The sequence below is a fragment of the Thermus kawarayensis JCM 12314 genome, assembly GCF_055393575.1.
Genome location: NZ_AP043756.1, coordinates 895,668 through 911,305 on the forward strand (window position 1 = coordinate 895,668; position 15,638 = coordinate 911,305).

General features: G+C 67.5%; 15 protein-coding genes and 1 tRNA gene. 13 read left to right on the forward strand and 3 right to left on the reverse strand.

Annotated features, from left to right (window positions below):
* Positions 1-73: 73 nt before the first annotated feature.
* From ACZ5RK_RS05190 to ACZ5RK_RS05245, 12 genes are all read left to right on the forward strand, one after another.
* Complete coding sequence (locus ACZ5RK_RS05190; protein WP_464909927.1) at positions 74-1,822, forward strand: ABC transporter substrate-binding protein; 1,749 nt, start codon at positions 74-76, stop codon at positions 1,820-1,822.
* Positions 1,823-1,875: 53 nt separating this feature from the next.
* The gene (locus tag ACZ5RK_RS05195) at positions 1,876-2,859 is read left to right on the forward strand and encodes an ABC transporter permease (RefSeq protein WP_054647292.1); all 984 of its coding nucleotides are present in this window, start codon (positions 1,876-1,878) and stop codon (positions 2,857-2,859) included.
* Positions 2,860-2,865: 6 nt separating this feature from the next.
* The gene (locus ACZ5RK_RS05200; protein WP_464909928.1) at positions 2,866-4,212 is read left to right on the forward strand and encodes an ABC transporter permease; all 1,347 of its coding nucleotides are present in this window, start codon (positions 2,866-2,868) and stop codon (positions 4,210-4,212) included.
* Positions 4,213-4,284: 72 nt separating this feature from the next.
* Positions 4,285-5,304 carry an ABC transporter ATP-binding protein gene (locus ACZ5RK_RS05205; RefSeq protein ID WP_054647293.1) on the forward strand — a complete coding sequence of 340 codons (1,020 nt, stop codon included), beginning with the start codon at positions 4,285-4,287 and terminating at the stop codon, positions 5,302-5,304.
* The gene (locus tag ACZ5RK_RS05210) at positions 5,301-6,284 is read left to right on the forward strand and encodes an ABC transporter ATP-binding protein (protein ID WP_464909929.1); all 984 of its coding nucleotides are present in this window, start codon (positions 5,301-5,303) and stop codon (positions 6,282-6,284) included. The genes ACZ5RK_RS05205 and ACZ5RK_RS05210 overlap by 4 nt, the downstream gene beginning before the upstream one ends.
* 102 nt (positions 6,285-6,386) lie before the next feature.
* On the forward strand, positions 6,387-7,013 hold the full coding sequence (locus ACZ5RK_RS05215; protein WP_054647291.1) for an acetoin utilization AcuB family protein: 627 nt from the start codon (positions 6,387-6,389) through the stop codon (positions 7,011-7,013).
* Entirely contained in the window at positions 7,007-8,134 is a 1,128-nt protein-coding gene (locus ACZ5RK_RS05220; protein WP_464909930.1) for an acetoin utilization protein AcuC, read from the forward strand. The genes ACZ5RK_RS05215 and ACZ5RK_RS05220 overlap by 7 nt, the downstream gene beginning before the upstream one ends.
* Positions 8,135-8,138: 4 nt before the next feature.
* Positions 8,139-8,336, forward strand: coding sequence for a sulfur carrier protein TtuB (ttuB, locus tag ACZ5RK_RS05225; protein ID WP_054647268.1), 198 nt, complete (start codon positions 8,139-8,141; stop codon positions 8,334-8,336).
* A 1-nt stretch (position 8,337) separates the two neighbouring features.
* The gene (ttuA, locus tag ACZ5RK_RS05230) at positions 8,338-9,303 is read left to right on the forward strand and encodes a tRNA-5-methyluridine(54) 2-sulfurtransferase (protein WP_464909931.1); all 966 of its coding nucleotides are present in this window, start codon (positions 8,338-8,340) and stop codon (positions 9,301-9,303) included.
* A gap of 114 nt (positions 9,304-9,417) precedes the next feature.
* The gene (locus tag ACZ5RK_RS05235; protein WP_464909932.1) at positions 9,418-11,004 is read left to right on the forward strand and encodes an alpha-amylase family glycosyl hydrolase; all 1,587 of its coding nucleotides are present in this window, start codon (positions 9,418-9,420) and stop codon (positions 11,002-11,004) included.
* Positions 11,005-11,008: 4 nt separating this feature from the next.
* Complete coding sequence (locus ACZ5RK_RS05240) at positions 11,009-11,647, forward strand: class I SAM-dependent methyltransferase (RefSeq protein ID WP_054647267.1); 639 nt, start codon at positions 11,009-11,011, stop codon at positions 11,645-11,647.
* Positions 11,638-12,387 (forward strand): methyltransferase domain-containing protein, encoded by a 750-nt coding sequence (locus tag ACZ5RK_RS05245; RefSeq protein WP_464909933.1) that lies wholly within the window; start codon positions 11,638-11,640, stop codon positions 12,385-12,387. Before ACZ5RK_RS05240 ends, ACZ5RK_RS05245 begins: the two co-directional genes overlap by 10 nt.
* A gap of 19 nt (positions 12,388-12,406) precedes the next feature.
* On the opposite strand, the gene ACZ5RK_RS05250 is transcribed toward ACZ5RK_RS05245, so the two are convergent.
* Both ACZ5RK_RS05250 and lnt read right to left on the reverse strand, forming a co-directional pair.
* Positions 12,407-12,493, reverse strand: a tRNA-Leu gene (locus ACZ5RK_RS05250).
* Positions 12,472-13,803, reverse strand: coding sequence for an apolipoprotein N-acyltransferase (lnt, locus tag ACZ5RK_RS05255; protein WP_464909934.1), 1,332 nt, complete (start codon positions 13,801-13,803; stop codon positions 12,472-12,474). The genes ACZ5RK_RS05250 and lnt overlap by 22 nt, the downstream gene beginning before the upstream one ends.
* 69 nt (positions 13,804-13,872) lie before the next feature.
* On the opposite strand from lnt, the gene ACZ5RK_RS05260 reads away from it, so the two are divergent.
* Positions 13,873-14,574 carry a metallophosphoesterase family protein gene (locus tag ACZ5RK_RS05260; protein WP_464909935.1) on the forward strand — a complete coding sequence of 234 codons (702 nt, stop codon included), beginning with the start codon at positions 13,873-13,875 and terminating at the stop codon, positions 14,572-14,574.
* On the opposite strand, the gene queG is transcribed toward ACZ5RK_RS05260, so the two are convergent.
* On the reverse strand, positions 14,485-15,624 hold the full coding sequence (gene queG / locus ACZ5RK_RS05265) for a tRNA epoxyqueuosine(34) reductase QueG (RefSeq protein WP_464909936.1): 1,140 nt from the start codon (positions 15,622-15,624) through the stop codon (positions 14,485-14,487). The genes ACZ5RK_RS05260 and queG overlap by 90 nt on opposite strands.
* Positions 15,625-15,638 lie beyond the last annotated feature (14 nt).

Consider the following 15,638-nt stretch of genomic DNA (forward strand, 5'->3'; position numbering starts at 1 on the left):
TCAACTCCTTGACAAGGTCCTGAGGAAGCGGGTACCCTTACCCGCGTAGGACCTCTTAAGAGGAGGAACGTCTATGAGAAAAGCCCTGGTGGTTTTCGGTCTTGCGGCCCTGTTGGGAGCGGCCAGCGCCCAGACCTTCGTCTGGCCGCAGAAGTGGACGGTGGCCAAGCCCTCCGAGGTGAAGCGGGGAGGGACGCTTAGGGCGGCGGTGATCTCGGACTACCGCACCTTCAACCCCTTCCTCACCGCCGAGGCGGGCAACGTGCCGGACCTCATCTCGGGGGCGCGGGGCCTGGTGACCCGGGACCCCACCACCGGGGACTGGATCCCCTACATGGCGGAGTCCTTTACCGTAAGCCCCAACAAGCTGGAGATCACCTTCAAGATCCGCAAAGGGATGAAGTGGTCGGACGGCCGGCCCATCACCGCCGACGACTGGATCACCACCTGGCGCATCCACACCGACAAGGCGGTGGGCTCCAACAGCTACGACTCCTTCTTCATTGACGGCAAGCCCATTACCCTGAAGAAGATAGACGACTACACCCTCCGCTTCGTCTACCCCAAGACGGACGCCGAGGCCTTCACCGTGGCCAGCTTTGAGCCTTGGCCCGCCCACGTCTTCGGCCCCGTCTACCAGAAGGAGGGGGCCGAAGGCATCAAGAAGATGTGGACCCTGAACGAGAAGCCGGAGAACATCGTCTCCGGCGGGCCCTGGCTCATCGAGAGCTACCGCCCCGGGGAGCGCCTGGTCCTGAAGCGCAACCCCGCCTTCGGGGAGTGGAACAAGGACGAGGCGGGGAACCCCCTTCCCTACCTGGACCGGTACGAGATCAAGATCGTCAAGGACACCAACGCCCAACTGGCGGAGTTCCTGGCGGGGAACATCAACCTCATGGCTCCTTCCACCGTGGACCACATCTCCCAGATCCGCCAGGCCATCCAGCAGGGCCGCCTGGACGCCACCCTCAAGGTGAACGCCTCCCCCGTGGCCTCTAGCCAGTTCATGGTCTTCAACTGGAACAAGGCCTCGGACCCCTTCAAGCAGAGCCTCTTCCGCTCGGACAAGTTCCGCCGGGCCATGAGCCACCTCGTCAACCGCCAGGCGGTGATTGACATCGTCTACGGCGGCCTGGGCACCCCCATGTACTCCAGCGTCTACCCCGTGCTCACCCAGTGGATCAACCCCAAGGTGCCCAAGTACGAGTACGATCCCAAGCAGGCGGCGAAGCTCCTTTCCGAGCTCGGCTTCACCCGGAAGGACAAGGAAGGCTACCTGGTGAACGCCAAGGGCCAGCGGCTTGAGTTCAACCTGGCCACCAACGCCGGCAACGCCCAGCGGGAGCAGATGGCCAAGCTCATCGTGGACGAGGCCAAGAAGGTGGGGGTGAAGGTCAACTTCCAGGCCATCGACTTCAACACCCTGGTGGGGCAGCTCCTTTCCTCCGGTCCCGACCGGCCCTTTGACGCCATCATCATCGGACTCTCCGGGGGCGGCCTGGACTGGCCCTTCGGCTCCAACGTGGTGCCCTGCAAGGGGAACCTGCACATGTGGAACAAGTCCGGCCAGTGCCTGGACCCCCGGGAGACCCAACTGGACGCCCTCTACTCCCGTGGCCGCACGGAGCTGGACTTCAAGAAGCGGGTGGAGATCGGCTACCGCATGCAGGAGATTGAGGCAAGCCTCCTCCCCGTCATCTACATCGCCGGGCCCAACTACCACCCCGCTTGGAACAACCGCCTGGGCGGCGAACACCCCGACGCCATCATCAGCGCCATCTGGGGCCAGCGGGAAGTGGAACTCACCTTCATCAAGAAGTAGCCGGGTGCTGGGGGTCCCCGGGGCCCAAGGCCCCGGGGCCTCTTTGGAAAGCCATGACCGCATACATCCTCAGGCGCATCCTCTACCTGATCCCCACCTTTTTCGGGGCCACCTTCCTGGCCTTCCTCATCATCCAGCTGGCCCCCGGGGACTACCTGACCCAGCTGGAGCTGGACCCCAAGGTGACCCCGGAGACCATCGCCCGCCTGCGCGCCCAGTTCGGCCTGGACCGGCCCATCTACGAGCAGTACCTTCTTTGGATGAACAACCTCTTCCACCTCAACCTGGGCTATTCCTTCGCCTTTCAGGCGCCGGTCCTCGAGGTCATCTGGCCCCGGGTGGTGAACTCCATGGTCATCGTCATCCCCTCCACGGTCCTCCTCTACCTGGTGGCCATCCCCATCGGGGTCTACGGGGCGGTGCGCCAGTACTCCCTGGGGGACCGGGTTCTTTCCTTCCTGGCCTACGTGGGCCTTTCCGTGCCCAGTTTCTTCCTGGCCCTCATCGCCATCTACATCCTCCTCCAGATCAAGTTCCGGACGGGCACCCTGGTCTTCCCGGTCTCCGGCATGACCTCCACGGGCTTTGAGCAGATGCCCAGGCTTAGGCAGGTCTTGGACATCGCCTGGCACGCTGTGGTTCCCGTCCTCGTGGCCACGGCCAACGACATCGCCGGGCTTTCCCGCCTCATGCGGGGGCAGATGCTGGAGGTGCTTTCCCAGGACTACATCCGCACCGCCCGGGCCAAGGGGCTTTCCCAAAGGGTGGTGCTTTACAAGCATGCCTTCCGCAACGCCGTGATCCCCTTCGTGGCCACCTTAGGAGGGCTTCTTCCCGGCCTGATCTCCGGGGCGGGGTTCGTGGAGGTGGTCATGGCCTGGCCGGGTATCACGCCCTTTTTCCTGGACGCCATCGCCAACCAGGACCTTTACGTCATCGCCGGTTTCCTCACCGTGAGCCTCGTCCTCCTCATGGTGGGCAACCTGATCTCCGACCTGCTTCTGGCCTGGGTGGACCCCAGGATCCGCTACGAGTAGGGGGTTATGGGAACCGTTATGCGTACCAACCCCGTCTTGCACCGCTTCCGCAAGCACCGCCTGGCGGTATGGGGCGGGCGCATCCTCTTGGTGCTTTACCTGATGGCGGCCTTTGCCGGCTTCTTCAGCCCCTACGATCCCAACCACTACGAGCTTTACCCCCCCAAGGGCCACCACCCGCCCACCCGTATCCACCTCGTGGACCCGGAGACGGGAAGGCTCACCCGTCCCTTCGTCTACGCCACCAAGCGGAGCATTGACCCGGTTTCCTTGCAGCCCCGCTACGAGGAAGACCCAAGCCAGGGCAAGTTCTACATCCGTTTCTTCGTGCGCACCCCGGACCAACCCTACACCCTTTTCAAGGTCTTCCGCGCCGACCTCCGCCTCTTTGGGGTGGACCCCCCAGGGAAGATCTTCCTGATGGGCACCGACAACTTCGGCCGTGACCTCTTTAGCCGCATTGTCTACGGCGGCCAGGTGTCCTTGACCATCGGCATCCTCTCGGCCCTGGTCTCCTTCGCCCTGGGGCTTTTGTTGGGAGGGATCGCCGGGTATTTCTCCGGCCGCCCCTTCGCCCTTTCCCTGCCCCCGGCCCTGTGGAGGGGCCCGGGCCTTCTCCTGGGGCCCCTGGCCCTCCTCCTCTGGCTTGGGGTAGCGGGCACGGCCCTTTACCTGTCCCTGGCCTTCGTTCGGCTGAGCCCAGGAAGGGAGGCTTTTTCCTATCTGGTGGACGGGGCGGTGCTGCTCCTCGGGGTGGGGGCGGCGGGGCTTATCCTTTACCGCGTGTTTCGGGACCCCATCCGCCTGGACCCCGACGACCTCATCATGCGCACGGTGGAGATCATCGCCGCCATCCCCTCCCTTTTCCTCCTCATCTCCTTGCGGGCGGTCTTCCCCACCAACATTGACCCCCTCCTCACCTTCTACCTGGTGGTGGGGCTTTTGGGCTTCATTGGCTGGGGAGGGCTGGCCCGGGTGGTGCGGGGGATCGTGCTTTCCGTGAGGGAGATGGACTACGTGCAGGCGGCCAGGGCCCTGGGGGCCTCGGACGGGCGCATCATCGCCCGGCACGTCCTCCCCGCCACGGCCAGCTACGTGATCGTGAGCCTCTCCCTTACCATCCCGGGCTTCATCCTGGGGGAAAGCGGCCTTTCCTTCCTGGGCCTGGGGGTGACGGAGCCCTACACCAGCTGGGGGCTTCTCCTGCAGGCGGCCCAGCAGGGGGGTTTCGCCTCCTTCACCGACCGTCCTTGGGTGCTCTGGCCGGGGTTTTTCATCTTCCTCTCGGTGCTTTCCTGGAACTTCCTGGGCGATGGCCTGAGGGACGCCTTGGACCCCAGGCGAAAGACCTAGGCCCTTCTCTTTTGACCGGGTATGGCGTATAACGGGTGAGGTGTCTTTGGGGCAGTGCCCGGAGGAGTGCACATGGACGAAAAGCGCTTGCTGGAGGTGAGAGACCTCAAGGTCCACTTCTTCACCGACGACGGGGTGGTGAAGGCGGTGGACGGGGTTTCCTTTCACGTGGACAGAGGGGAGACGCTGGCGGTGGTGGGGGAGTCGGGTTCTGGGAAGAGCGTGACTGCGCTGGCCATTATGCGTTTGATTCCCACGCCTCCTGGGCGGATTGTGGGTGGGGAGGTGCTTTTTCGTGGGAAGGACGGGCAGGTGCGGGACCTAACCCGGCTTTCTGAGGCGGAGATGCGTGGGATCCGGGGGAACGACATCGCCATGATTTTCCAGGAGCCCATGACCTCCTTGAACCCGGTGTACACGGTGGGGGACCAGATTGCGGAGGCCATCATGCTCCACCAGGGGAAGAGCCGGAGGGAGGCCATGGAGCTGGCGGCGCACATGCTGGACCTGGTGGGGATTCCGGAGCCCAAGAAGCGGCTTGGCAACTACCCGCACCAGATGTCTGGGGGCATGCGCCAGAGGGTGATGATCGCCATGGCGCTTTCCTGCAATCCCTCGCTTCTCATTGCCGACGAGCCCACCACGGCCTTGGACGTGACCATCCAGGCGCAGATTTTGGAGCTGATGAAGAGGCTCCAGGAGGAGATTGGGATGAGCATTCTCTTCATCACCCATAACCTTGGGGTGGTGGCGGAGATGGCGGACCGGGTGGTGGTGATGTACGCGGGGCGAGCGGTGGAGGAGGCGGAGGTGGTGCCGCTTTTTAAGGAGCCCCTGCACCCCTATACCCGCGGGCTTTTGCACTCGGTGCCGCGGCTGGACGTGGCGGCGGAGCGGAGGGAGCGGTTGGAGGCCATACCTGGGAACGTGCCGAACCCGCTTTATCTTCCTTCTGGATGCGCCTTTCACCCGCGGTGCAAGCACTACGTGGAGGGGCTTTGCGACCGGGAGGTGCCGCCTTTGGAGGATACGGGGGAGGGGCGGCGGGTGCGGTGCGTGCGCTGGCGGGAGATCCGGGAGGTTAGGGCATGAAGGGGAACTCCATCCTCCTGGAGGTCAGGGACCTGAGGAAGCACTTTCCCATCCGCGGGGGTGTGCTTTCCCGGGTGGTGGCCAGCGTCAAGGCGGTGGACGGGGTTTCCTTTGCCATCCATAGGGGGGAGGTTCTGGGGCTGGTGGGGGAGTCCGGGAGCGGGAAGACCACGGTGGGCCGGACCCTTCTCCGGCTCATTGAGCCCACGGGGGGCCGGATTTTCTTTGACGGGCAGGAGATCACGGGGATTTCCCGGAACGCTCTGAGGCCTTTTCGGCGGCGGATGCAGATTATATTTCAGGACCCCTTTAGCTCCCTGAACCCGCGCATGACCGTGGGGGACATTATCGCCGAGCCGCTTGTGATCCACGGGATAGGGAGGACACCCCAGGAGCGGACGGAGAGGGTGGCGGAGCTTCTCAAGCTGGTGGGGCTTTCTCCGGACCACATGCGGCGCTACCCCCACGAGTTTTCTGGGGGCCAGAGGCAGCGCATTGGGATTGCCCGGGCTCTGGCGGTGGCGCCGGACTTTATTGTGGCGGACGAGCCGGTTTCGGCCCTGGACGTTTCCATCCAGGCGCAGGTGGTGAACCTTCTCCAGGACCTGAAGGAGGAGCTTGGGCTCACCCTGCTTTTCATTGCCCACGACCTGGCGGTGGTGGAGTACATTTCCGACCGGGTGGCGGTGATGTACCTGGGGAAGGTGATGGAGCTGGCTCCTGCCCGGGAGCTTTACCGGAACCCCAAGCACCCCTACACGGAGGCGCTGCTTTCGGCGGTGCCCATACCGGACCCCACGGTGAAGCGGGAGCGGATTGTGCTGGAGGGGGACATTCCTTCGCCCATCAACCCGCCCTCTGGGTGTGTTTTCCGCACGCGGTGCCGCTATGCTCTGCCGGAGTGCGCCCAGGTGGTGCCGGAGCTTAAGGAGGTGGCCCCGGGCCACTACAAGGCCTGCATCCGGGACGACATCCTCTAACACCACCCCAGGCTGGCCCGGGCCAGCCTGGGGACCCCGGTCAGGCCATCCCACCCTAGATGGGCCCCGGCTTCCGGGGCCCCTTCGCCGTATACTGGCCCCATGCTGGTCAAGGACGTGATGAAGAGCCCCGTCCTCACCGTGGGGCCGGAGGTGGCCCTGGAGGACGCCTACCGGCTCCTCCTGGAAAAGGGCATCCGCCACCTGCCCGTGGTGGCGGAAGGGAAGGTGGTGGGCATCCTCACCGACCGGGACATCCGCCTGGCCACGAGCCACCTCAACCCCAAAGGCCCCTGCCCCGGGTGCGCCCAGGTGGGGGAGGTGATGACCCGGGAGGTGATCACCGCCCACCCCCTAGACCCCGTGGAGGAGGCGGCCCGGGTGATGCGGGAGCGGAAGATCGGGTGCCTGCCGGTGTTGGAGGACGGCGCCCTCGTGGGCATCGTCACGGGGATTGACCTTTTGGACGCCCTCCTTAGGCTCACCGGGGTCACGGAGCCCTCGGGCCGCCTCGAGGTCCGCCTCCCCGACCGGGTGGGGGAGCTTTCCCGCCTCACGGGCTTCTTGGCGGAGCGGGGGGTGAACATCCACTCCCTCCTCTCCTATCCCGAGGACGAGGCCTTCGTCCGGGCGGTGGTGCGGGTGAACACCCTGGAGACCCACCTTTTGGCCGAGGCCTTGCGCCGGGTGGGGTTTGACGTCCTCTGGCCCCCCAAGAAGCCATGGTGATCTACCGGGACGAGTACCGCCTATACAACTTCGGTCCCAACCACCCCTTCAGCCCCGTGCGCCTGGAGATGCTCACCTCCCTCCTGGAGGCCCTCGGGGTGTGGCGGAAGCCCCTCTCCCCCCCCGAGGCCTCGAGGGAGGAGGTCCTCACGGTCCACTCCGAGCGCCTGGTGAGGCGGGTGGAGGCGGCAAGCCGGGGGGAAGGGGGGCCGGACCTGGAGCACTACGGCCTGGGCACGGGGGACACCCCGGTCTTCCCCGGCATGGACCGGGCGGCCCGCCTCCTGGTGGGGGGGACCCTGGAGGGGGCGAGGCGGATCCTCTCCGGGGAGAGGCGGGTCTTGCAGCTTGGCGGCGGCCTGCACCACGCCCAGTACGACCGCGCCTCGGGGTTTTGCGTCTACAACGACCTCTCCGTGGCCATCCGCCACCTCACCCGGTCTGGGCTTCGCGTGGCCTACCTGGACATAGACGTCCACCACGGGGACGGGGTGCAGTGGCTCCACTACGAGGAGAGGGAGGTCCTCACCCTAAGCCTCCACGAGTCGGGCCGCTACCTCTTCCCGGGGACCGGGCACGTCCACGAGATCGGCCGGGGGGAGGGCCTGGGGAAAAAGCTCAACCTCCCCCTGGAGCCCTTCACCGAGGACAGGAGCTACCTGGAGGTCTTTGAGGCCCTGGTCCCTTGGGCCCTAAAGGCCTTCCGCCCCGATGTCCTCGTGGTCCAGGCGGGGGCGGACGCCCACTATCTGGACCCCTTGGCGGACCTCCTCCTCACCACCCGGGCCTATGAGGGGCTTTTCCGCCTCCTCCTGGAGTACGCCGAGGCCTACGCGGGGGGAAGGGTCCTCTTCACCTTGGGGGGCGGGTACAGCCTGGATGCGGCGGTCAGGGTCTGGGCCCTCCTCTACCACCTCTTCCACGGCCTTCCCCTGCCCGAGCGCCTGCCCGAGGGGTGGCGGAGGTCCTGGGAGGAAAGGCTCGGAAAGCCCCTCACCCCCACCCTCCACGACCCCGGGGAGGGTTACCCGGAGATCCCCAGGCGGCCCGAGATTGAGAAGCGGAACCGCCTGACCTTGCAGAGGCTCACGGAGCTCGTGGGCCCCCACCTGCTAGACTAGTGGGGTGAGGGTCGTTCTGCGGCTTCCCGAGCGCCAGGAGGTGGAGGTCAAGGGGAACAGGCCCTTAAGGGAGGTCCTGGAGGAGCTCGGCCTGAACCCGGAGACCGTGGTGGCGGTGCGGGGCGAGGCGCTCCTCACCCTGGAGGATGAGGTGCGCGAGGAGGACGCCATAGAGGTCCTCTCCGCTATCTCGGGAGGGTAGCGTGGTCTGCAAGGTCTGTGGGGAGAAGGCCCAGGTGGAGATGAAGTCCCGGGGGCTCGCCCTCTGCCGGGAGCACTACCTGGACTGGTTTGTCAAGGAAACGGAAAGGGCCATCCGCCGCCACCGGATGCTCTTCCCCGGGGAGAGGGTCCTGGTGGCGGTATCGGGGGGGAAGGACTCCCTGGCCCTTTGGGACGTGCTCTCCCGCCTGGGCTACGAGGCGGTGGGGCTCCACATAGAGCTCGGCATCGGGGAGTACTCCAGAAGGAGCCTCGAGGCCACCCAGGCCTTCGCCAAGGAAAGGGGCCTGGAGCTTTTGGTGGTGGACCTAAAGGAGGCCTACGGCTTTGGCGTCCCCGAGCTTGCCGAGCTTTCCGGGCGGGTGGCCTGCTCCGCCTGCGGCCTCTCCAAGCGGTACATCCTCAACCAGGTGGCGGTGGAGGAGGGCTTCCGGGCGGTGGCCACGGGGCACAACCTGGACGACGAGGCCGCTGTCCTCTTCGGGAACCTCTTAAACCCGCAGGAAGACGCCCTGGTCCGCCAGGGGCCTGTCCTGCCGGAAAGGCCCGGCCTCGCCGCCCGGGTCAAGCCCTTCTACCGCTTTACCGAGCGGGAGGTCCTCTCCTACGCCCTCCTTCGGGGCATCCGCTACCTCCACGAGGAGTGCCCCAACGCCAAGGGGGCCAAGAGCCTCCTCTACAAGGAGGCCTTGAACCTGGTGGAGCGGGCCATGCCCGGGGCCAAGCTTCGCCTTCTGGAGGGATTTCTGGAGAAGATCCAGCCCCGCCTGAAGGCCGAGGAAGGGGTGGACCTAAGGGAGTGCCAGCGGTGCGGCTACCCCACCACGGGGGCGGTCTGCTCCTTCTGCCGCATGTGGGACGCCGTCTACCGCCGGGCCAAGAGGCGGCGGCTTTTGCCGGAAGAGGCCGCTTTCCGGCCCCGCGTGGAGCCCCTCCGCGTGGGCTAAGTGTCCACGCCTTGGCTCTGCCACATAAAGGCCTCCACCCCCGCCACGGGGGGCAGGGGGTTTCCCCCTGCCAGCCTGTGGAAGAGCTTCCAGGCCCGGGTGTACACTGAGGCCATGTGGTGGAAAGAGGCGGTCATCTACCAGGTCTACCCCCGGAGCTTCCAGGACACCAACGGGGACGGCGTCGGGGACCTCGAGGGCGTCCGCAGGCGGCTTCCCTACCTGAAGTCCCTGGGGGTGGGGGCGGTCTGGCTTTCCCCCTTCTACAAAAGCCCCATGAAGGACTTCGGCTACGACGTGGCCGACTACTGCGATGTGGACCCCATCTTCGGGACCCTGGAGGACTTTGACCGCCTCCTAGAGGAAGCCCACGCCCTGGGGCTAAGGGTCCTCATAGACCTCGTCCCCAACCACACCTCCAGCGAGCACCCCTGGTTCCTGGAGTCCCGCGCTTCCCGGAACAACCCCAAGCGCAACTGGTACGTCTGGGCGGACCCTGGGCCGGATGGCGGCCCCCCCAACAACTGGCAGAGCTTCTTCGGCGGCCCCGCCTGGACCCTGGACGAGGCCACGGGCCAGTACTACCTGCACCAGTTCCTTCCCGAGCAGCCCGACCTCAACTGGCGTAACCCCGAGGTGCGGGAGGCCGTCAAGGAGGCCATGCGCTTCTGGCTGAGGCGGGGGGTAGACGGCTTCCGGGTAGACGTCCTCTGGCTTCTGGCCGAGGACCTCCTCCTGCGGGACGAGCCCGGCAACCCCGAGTGGCGCCCGGGCATGTGGGACCGGGGCCGCCACCTCCACGTCTTCACCGAGGACCAGCCGGAGACCTACGCCTACGTGCGGGAGATGCGCCAGGTCCTGGACGAGTTCTCGGAGCCCGGCCGAGAGCGGGTGATGGTGGGGGAGATTTACCTGCCCTTCCCGCAGCTGGTGCGCTACTACCAGGCGGGGTGCCACCTGCCCTTCAACTTCCACCTCATCTTCCGGGGGCTTCCCGACTGGCGGCCCGAGAACCTGGCCCGCATCGTGGAGGAGTACGAGAGCCTCCTCACCCCCTGGGACTGGCCCAACTGGGTCCTGGGGAACCACGACCAGCCTCGCCTCGCCTCCCGCCTGGGGGAGGCAGGGGCCCGGGTGGCGGCCACCCTCCTCTTCACCTTAAGGGGCACCCCCACCTGGTACTACGGGGACGAGATCGGCATGCAAAACGGGGAGATCCCCCCGGAGAAGGTACAGGACCCCGCAGCCCTAAGGCAGAAAGGCCGCCTGGGGGAGCACGGCCTTCCCCCGGGCCGGGACCCCGAGCGGACCCCCATGCAGTGGGACGACACGCCTTTCGCGGGCTTCTCCACGGTGGAACCCTGGCTTCCCGTGAACCCTGACTACCAGACCCGCAACGTGGCCTTCCAGGAGAAGGACCCCCGCTCCATGCTCCACCTGGTGAAGCGCCTCATGGCCTTGAGGAAGGACCCGGACCTCCTCTATGGGGCCTACCGCACCTACCGGGCGAGGGACGGGGTCTACGCCTACCTCCGGGGGGAGGGGTGGCTCGTGGCCCTGAACCTCACGGAGAGGGAGAAGGCCCTGGAGCTTCCCCGCGGGGGGAGGGTGGCCCTTTCCACCTACCTGGACTGGGAGGAGGAGGTGGGGGAGAGGCTTCTTTTGCGCCCCGACGAGGGCGTGGTGGTGCGGCTAGACTAGGGGCGTGGACCCCTTCGCCCCCTTGGCCGAGGCCTACGAGGACTGGTATGGGACCCCCTTGGGGGCCTTCGTCATCGCCGAGGAGGAGAGGGCTCTAAAGGGGCTTCTTCCGGAGGGGAAGAGCCTCCTCGAGGTGGGCGCGGGGACCGGCTACTGGCTCAGGCGCCTTCCTTACCCCGGGAAGGTGGGGGTGGAGCCCTCCGAGGCCATGCTCGCCGTGGGTAGGAGGCAGGTGCCCGAGGCCACCTGGGTGCGGGCCCGGGGCGAGGCCCTGCCCTTTCCCGAGGCGGGCTTTGACGTGGTCCTCCTCTTCACCACCTTGGAGTTCGTGGAGGAGGTGGGGCGGGTCCTTCTCGAGGCCAGGCGGGTCCTCCGCCCGGGCGGGGCCCTCCTGGTGGGGATTCTGGAGGCCCTCTCCCCCTGGGCCGCCCTCTACCGGAGGCTCGGGGAGAAGGGGGTGCTTCCCTGGGCCGCGGCCCGCTTCCTCACCCGGGAGGATCTGAAGGCCCTCCTGGGGCCCCCTGAGGCGGAGGGGGAGGCGGTGTTTCTTGCCCCCGAGGCTAAGCCCCCCTACGAGGAGGCGGACCTTGCGGGAAGGCGGGCCGGGAACCGCCCCGCCCTATACTTGGGGAGATGGCGGTGAAGGCCCTCTTCGCCCTTTATCCCCTCCTCCAAGGGGACTACAAGGCGGTGGAGAAGGCCCTCCTGGCCCTGGAGGAAAGCGGGGCGAGCTACCGCGTCTTCCCCACCCACTCGGAGGTTTCCGGGGAGGAGGAGGCGGTCTTCCTCACCCTGCAAAGGGCCTTTCAGAAGGCGGCGGAGGAGGGGGCGTTGGTCATGTGGGCCCTTTTCACCAACGCCTGCGAGGCTAAGGACCCCTTCCGCAGCGAGGAAAGGCTCAGGCGCTTTCCCCCCGGGGAGGTGGCCCGCAAGGCCCTGGAAGGCTTGGAGGCCAAGAGCGCCCTGGACATCGGCACCGGCACCGGGGTCTTCGCCGAGGCTTTCGCCGCCTTGGGCCTCTTCACCGTGGGCCTGGACCCCCGGGCGGACCGCCTCGAGGTGGCCCGGGCCAGGGTGAAGGGGGCCCGGTTCGTGGAGGGGCGGGCCGAGGCCCTGCCCTTCCCCGAGGATAGCTTTGACCTGGCCTTCTTCGGCCTCGCCCTCCACCACCTGGACCCCATCCCGGCCCTAAAGGAGGCCTCCCGGGTGGCCAGGCGGGTGGCCGTCTTGGAGTGGCCTTACCGGGAGGAGGAGGTGGGGCCGCTCCTCGCCCGGCGGCTTTCCCTGGAAGCCTTGGAGGCCCTCTTCCGGGAGGCCTTGGGAAGCCCGCCCCGCTTCCGGGTGGAGGAAGGCTATGTCCTCGCCCTTTGGGATAAAGCCTAAGGCCCCCGAAGGGGCCTTTTGGTGCCGGGGGCGGGACTCGAACCCGCACGTCCTTGCGGACAGCAGATTTTGAGTCTGCCGCGTCTACCGGTTCCGCCACCCCGGCGGACGCACCCTAAGGATAAGGCCAAGGAGGAAGATGGTCAACGCCAGGCCCACCGCCCAGTCCCCGAAGCGGGCGTAAGGGGTGAGGCCCGTCTTTAGGGCGTAAGGGGCGAGGAGGAAACCCTCTTGGTGCGGGGGGATTTCCGCCACCACCCGGCCGAATGGGTCAACGCTTGCGGTGATCCCGTCGTTCCCGGCCCTGAGGAGCCAGCGCCCCGTCTCCACCGCCCTTAAGCGTCCCAGGGCGAAGTGCTGCCTGCCCCCAAAGGAGGGGCCGAACCAGGCGTCGTTGGTGAGGAGGACGAGGACCCCCGCCCCTTCCCGCGCCAGGCTTCGGGCCACGGAGGGAAAGACGGACTCGTAGCAGATCATGACCCCAAAGGGCCCCATGGGAACCACCCTTTCCCCGGGGACGCGGTCGGCCAGGTCCCCAAGCCCCATGGCCCGGAAGAAGAAGGCGTAGACCCCGCCCAAAACCTCCCGTAGGGGAAAGCGCTCCCCGAAGGGGACGAGGCGGGTCTTGTCGTAGTGGCCGAGGAGCTTGCCCTCCCGGTAGAGCACCGCCCGGTTGGGGCCGAAGAGGTTGAGGCCGGTGAGGAGGGGCCGCCCCTGGAGGAGGGTGTCCACCTCCCGGGGGATTTGCCAAACCGCCGTCTCTGGCCAGACCACCAGGTCCGCCTCGGGGTGGGCCTTTAGCCCGGCCTCGGTGAGCCTCAGGTAGACCGCCTCGTCCAGCTTCCCCTGGTACTTCTTCAGGGGGTTGATGTTCCCCTGGACCAGGAGGGCCTTCCCCTCGGGCTTGGCGGGCGGGAGGGGAAGGAGCCAGAGGAGGGTCCAGGGGAGGAGGACCCAAAGCCGCCTCTCCCTGAGGCCAAGGGCCACCAGGAGGACCAGGAGGGAGAGGAGGTAGACCCCGCCTAGGGCGGCGAGGACCCTCCCCGGGGCCTCCACCAGGGCGTAGCCCAGAAGCCCCCAGGGGAAGGCGAGCTCCCCTTGCTCCGTGAGCCACTCCAGGAGGACCCAGCCCCCCACCCGCATGAGGGGCGTGGGGGTGAGGGCGAAGAGGAGGCCGAAGGAGAGGGCCTTGACGAGGACCAGGGGAAGGAAGGGCACCGCCCCCCAGGGGCCGAAGTTTTCGGCGAAACTTTGGGGAAGCCAGAGGAGGTGAAGGCCAAAGAACCCTACCCCCATCCAGAACCCCTCCCGGAACCCCCCCCTTAGGAGGAAGGCCAGGACCAGGGGGGTGAGGAGGCCCAGGGGGAAGGGGGGCAGGGTGAGGGCCAGGAGGAGGCCCAAGAGGAAGGCCCGCACCCTTCCACCATAAGGGTTCCCTGGCCGCTTTGCACCCGGCTTTGGCGGGAAGGATGGCAGAATGGACCCATGCGCCTCGGGCTCCTCTCGGACATCCACGCCAACCTGCCCGCCCTCGAGGCCGCCCTCGAGGCCCTGAGGGCCGAGGGCGTGGACGAGGTCCTGGTCCTCGGGGACCTGGTGGGCTACGGGCCCCACCCCCGGCAGGTGATCCACAAGATCTGGCAGGAGGGGCTTTCCGCCATCGCCGGGGCCTGGGACTTAAGGGTGGCCTACCCCTTGCCCGGCCCCCTCCCTGAGGGGATCGGCAAGGCCACCCTGGAGTGGACCCGGGCGCAACTGGGGGAGAAGGAGCTCGCCTACCTGCGCGCCCTCAGGCTCTCCCACCGCAGGACCTACGGGGAGATGCGCCTTGTGGCCTTCCACGGCAAGCCCGGCAACCCCGAGGCCCAGGTGGACCTTCTGGGGGAGGCCCGGGAGCTCCACGGATTCTTGGAGCGCTACGGGGCGGAGGTCCTCCTCCTCGGGGGGCGGCACCTGCCCCTGGCGCGGCGGGTGGGGAGGGGAGTGGTGGCGGACCCGGGGAGCGTGGGCTTGAGCCTTACCGGGGAGCACGGGGCGGACGCCATGGTCCTGGACACCAAGACCCTGGAGGCCCGCTTCCTCAAAGTGCCCTACGACCTAGGCCCCCTCCTCTTTGACCTCCGGGCCTGGGGGCTCCCTTCGGTCCTGGAGAAGGTCTACCGCACCGGGCGCTTCCAAAAGGAGTAGGGCTTCCCTCCGGACCCGGGGGTCGGGGTCCTTCAGGAAGGGGTCCAGGGGCTTTCCCAGGAGATGGAGGGCCTGGAGGGCGGTGTGCCGGACCAGGGGGCTTGGGTCTTGGGCGGCCTCCCAAAAGAGCCTCTCCCCGAGGCCCAGGTGGAAGAGGACGATGAGGGCGTTCCGGGCCATGCGGGCCCTTCCCGCCCGGAGGAAGGCGGTACCCGCGTACTTCCTTTGGAAGGCCCGCCCCGAGAGGCGGAAGAAGTCCAGAAGGTCTGGGTGGGCGAGCCCGGGCTCGGGCCGGAAGCCCCTCCAGACCTTGCCGAACCGCTCCCAGGGGCAAGCCTCCCCGCAGAGGTCGCAGCCGAAAAGCCAGTCCCCTATCCCCGGCCAGAGGGAGGGGGGGATGAAGCCCTTGTGCTCAATGGTGAGGTAGCTCACGCAGGCGCGGGCGTCCAGGGTGCCGTCCCCCAGGAGGGCTCCCGTGGGGCAGGCGGCAAGGCAACGGGTACAGCGGCCGCAACGGTTCTGGTGGAGGGGGGGCGCCTCCACCTCCAGGGGGGTAAGGAGGACCCCGAGGAAGGCGTGGACCCCGAAGGCCTGGGAAAGGAAGTAGCCGCTTCTCCCGATCCAGCCCGTCCCGGAGAGGGCGGCCAGGGTGCGCTCGGGGAGGGGCCCGTGGTCCACGTAGCCCTTGGCCGGGAGGCCCAGGCCCCCCGCCACCCCCTCCAGCTCCCCAAGGACCGCCCCCAGGAGGAGGTGGTAGTCCCGCACCCAGGCGTAGCGGGCCACCCGGCCCCTCCTTAGCCCCCCCGGGGGGAGGCCGGGGTCGGGGTAGGCGTAGGGGGCATAGAGGAGGAGGGCGCTTTTCGCCCAGGGGAAGCGCCTTCTGGGGTGGAAGCGCTCCGGGGGTTCCAGGTAGGCCATCCCCCCGTGGTGGCCCGCCCGGACCCAGGCCCGGTGGCGGGCCTCCGCCTCAGGGGGCGGGTCCAGGGGGGCCCAGGCGGTGAGGAGGCCGAGCTCCCGCGCCCGTTCCTCGAGGAGGTCCTTCGCTTCCACCCCTTTATAATCCC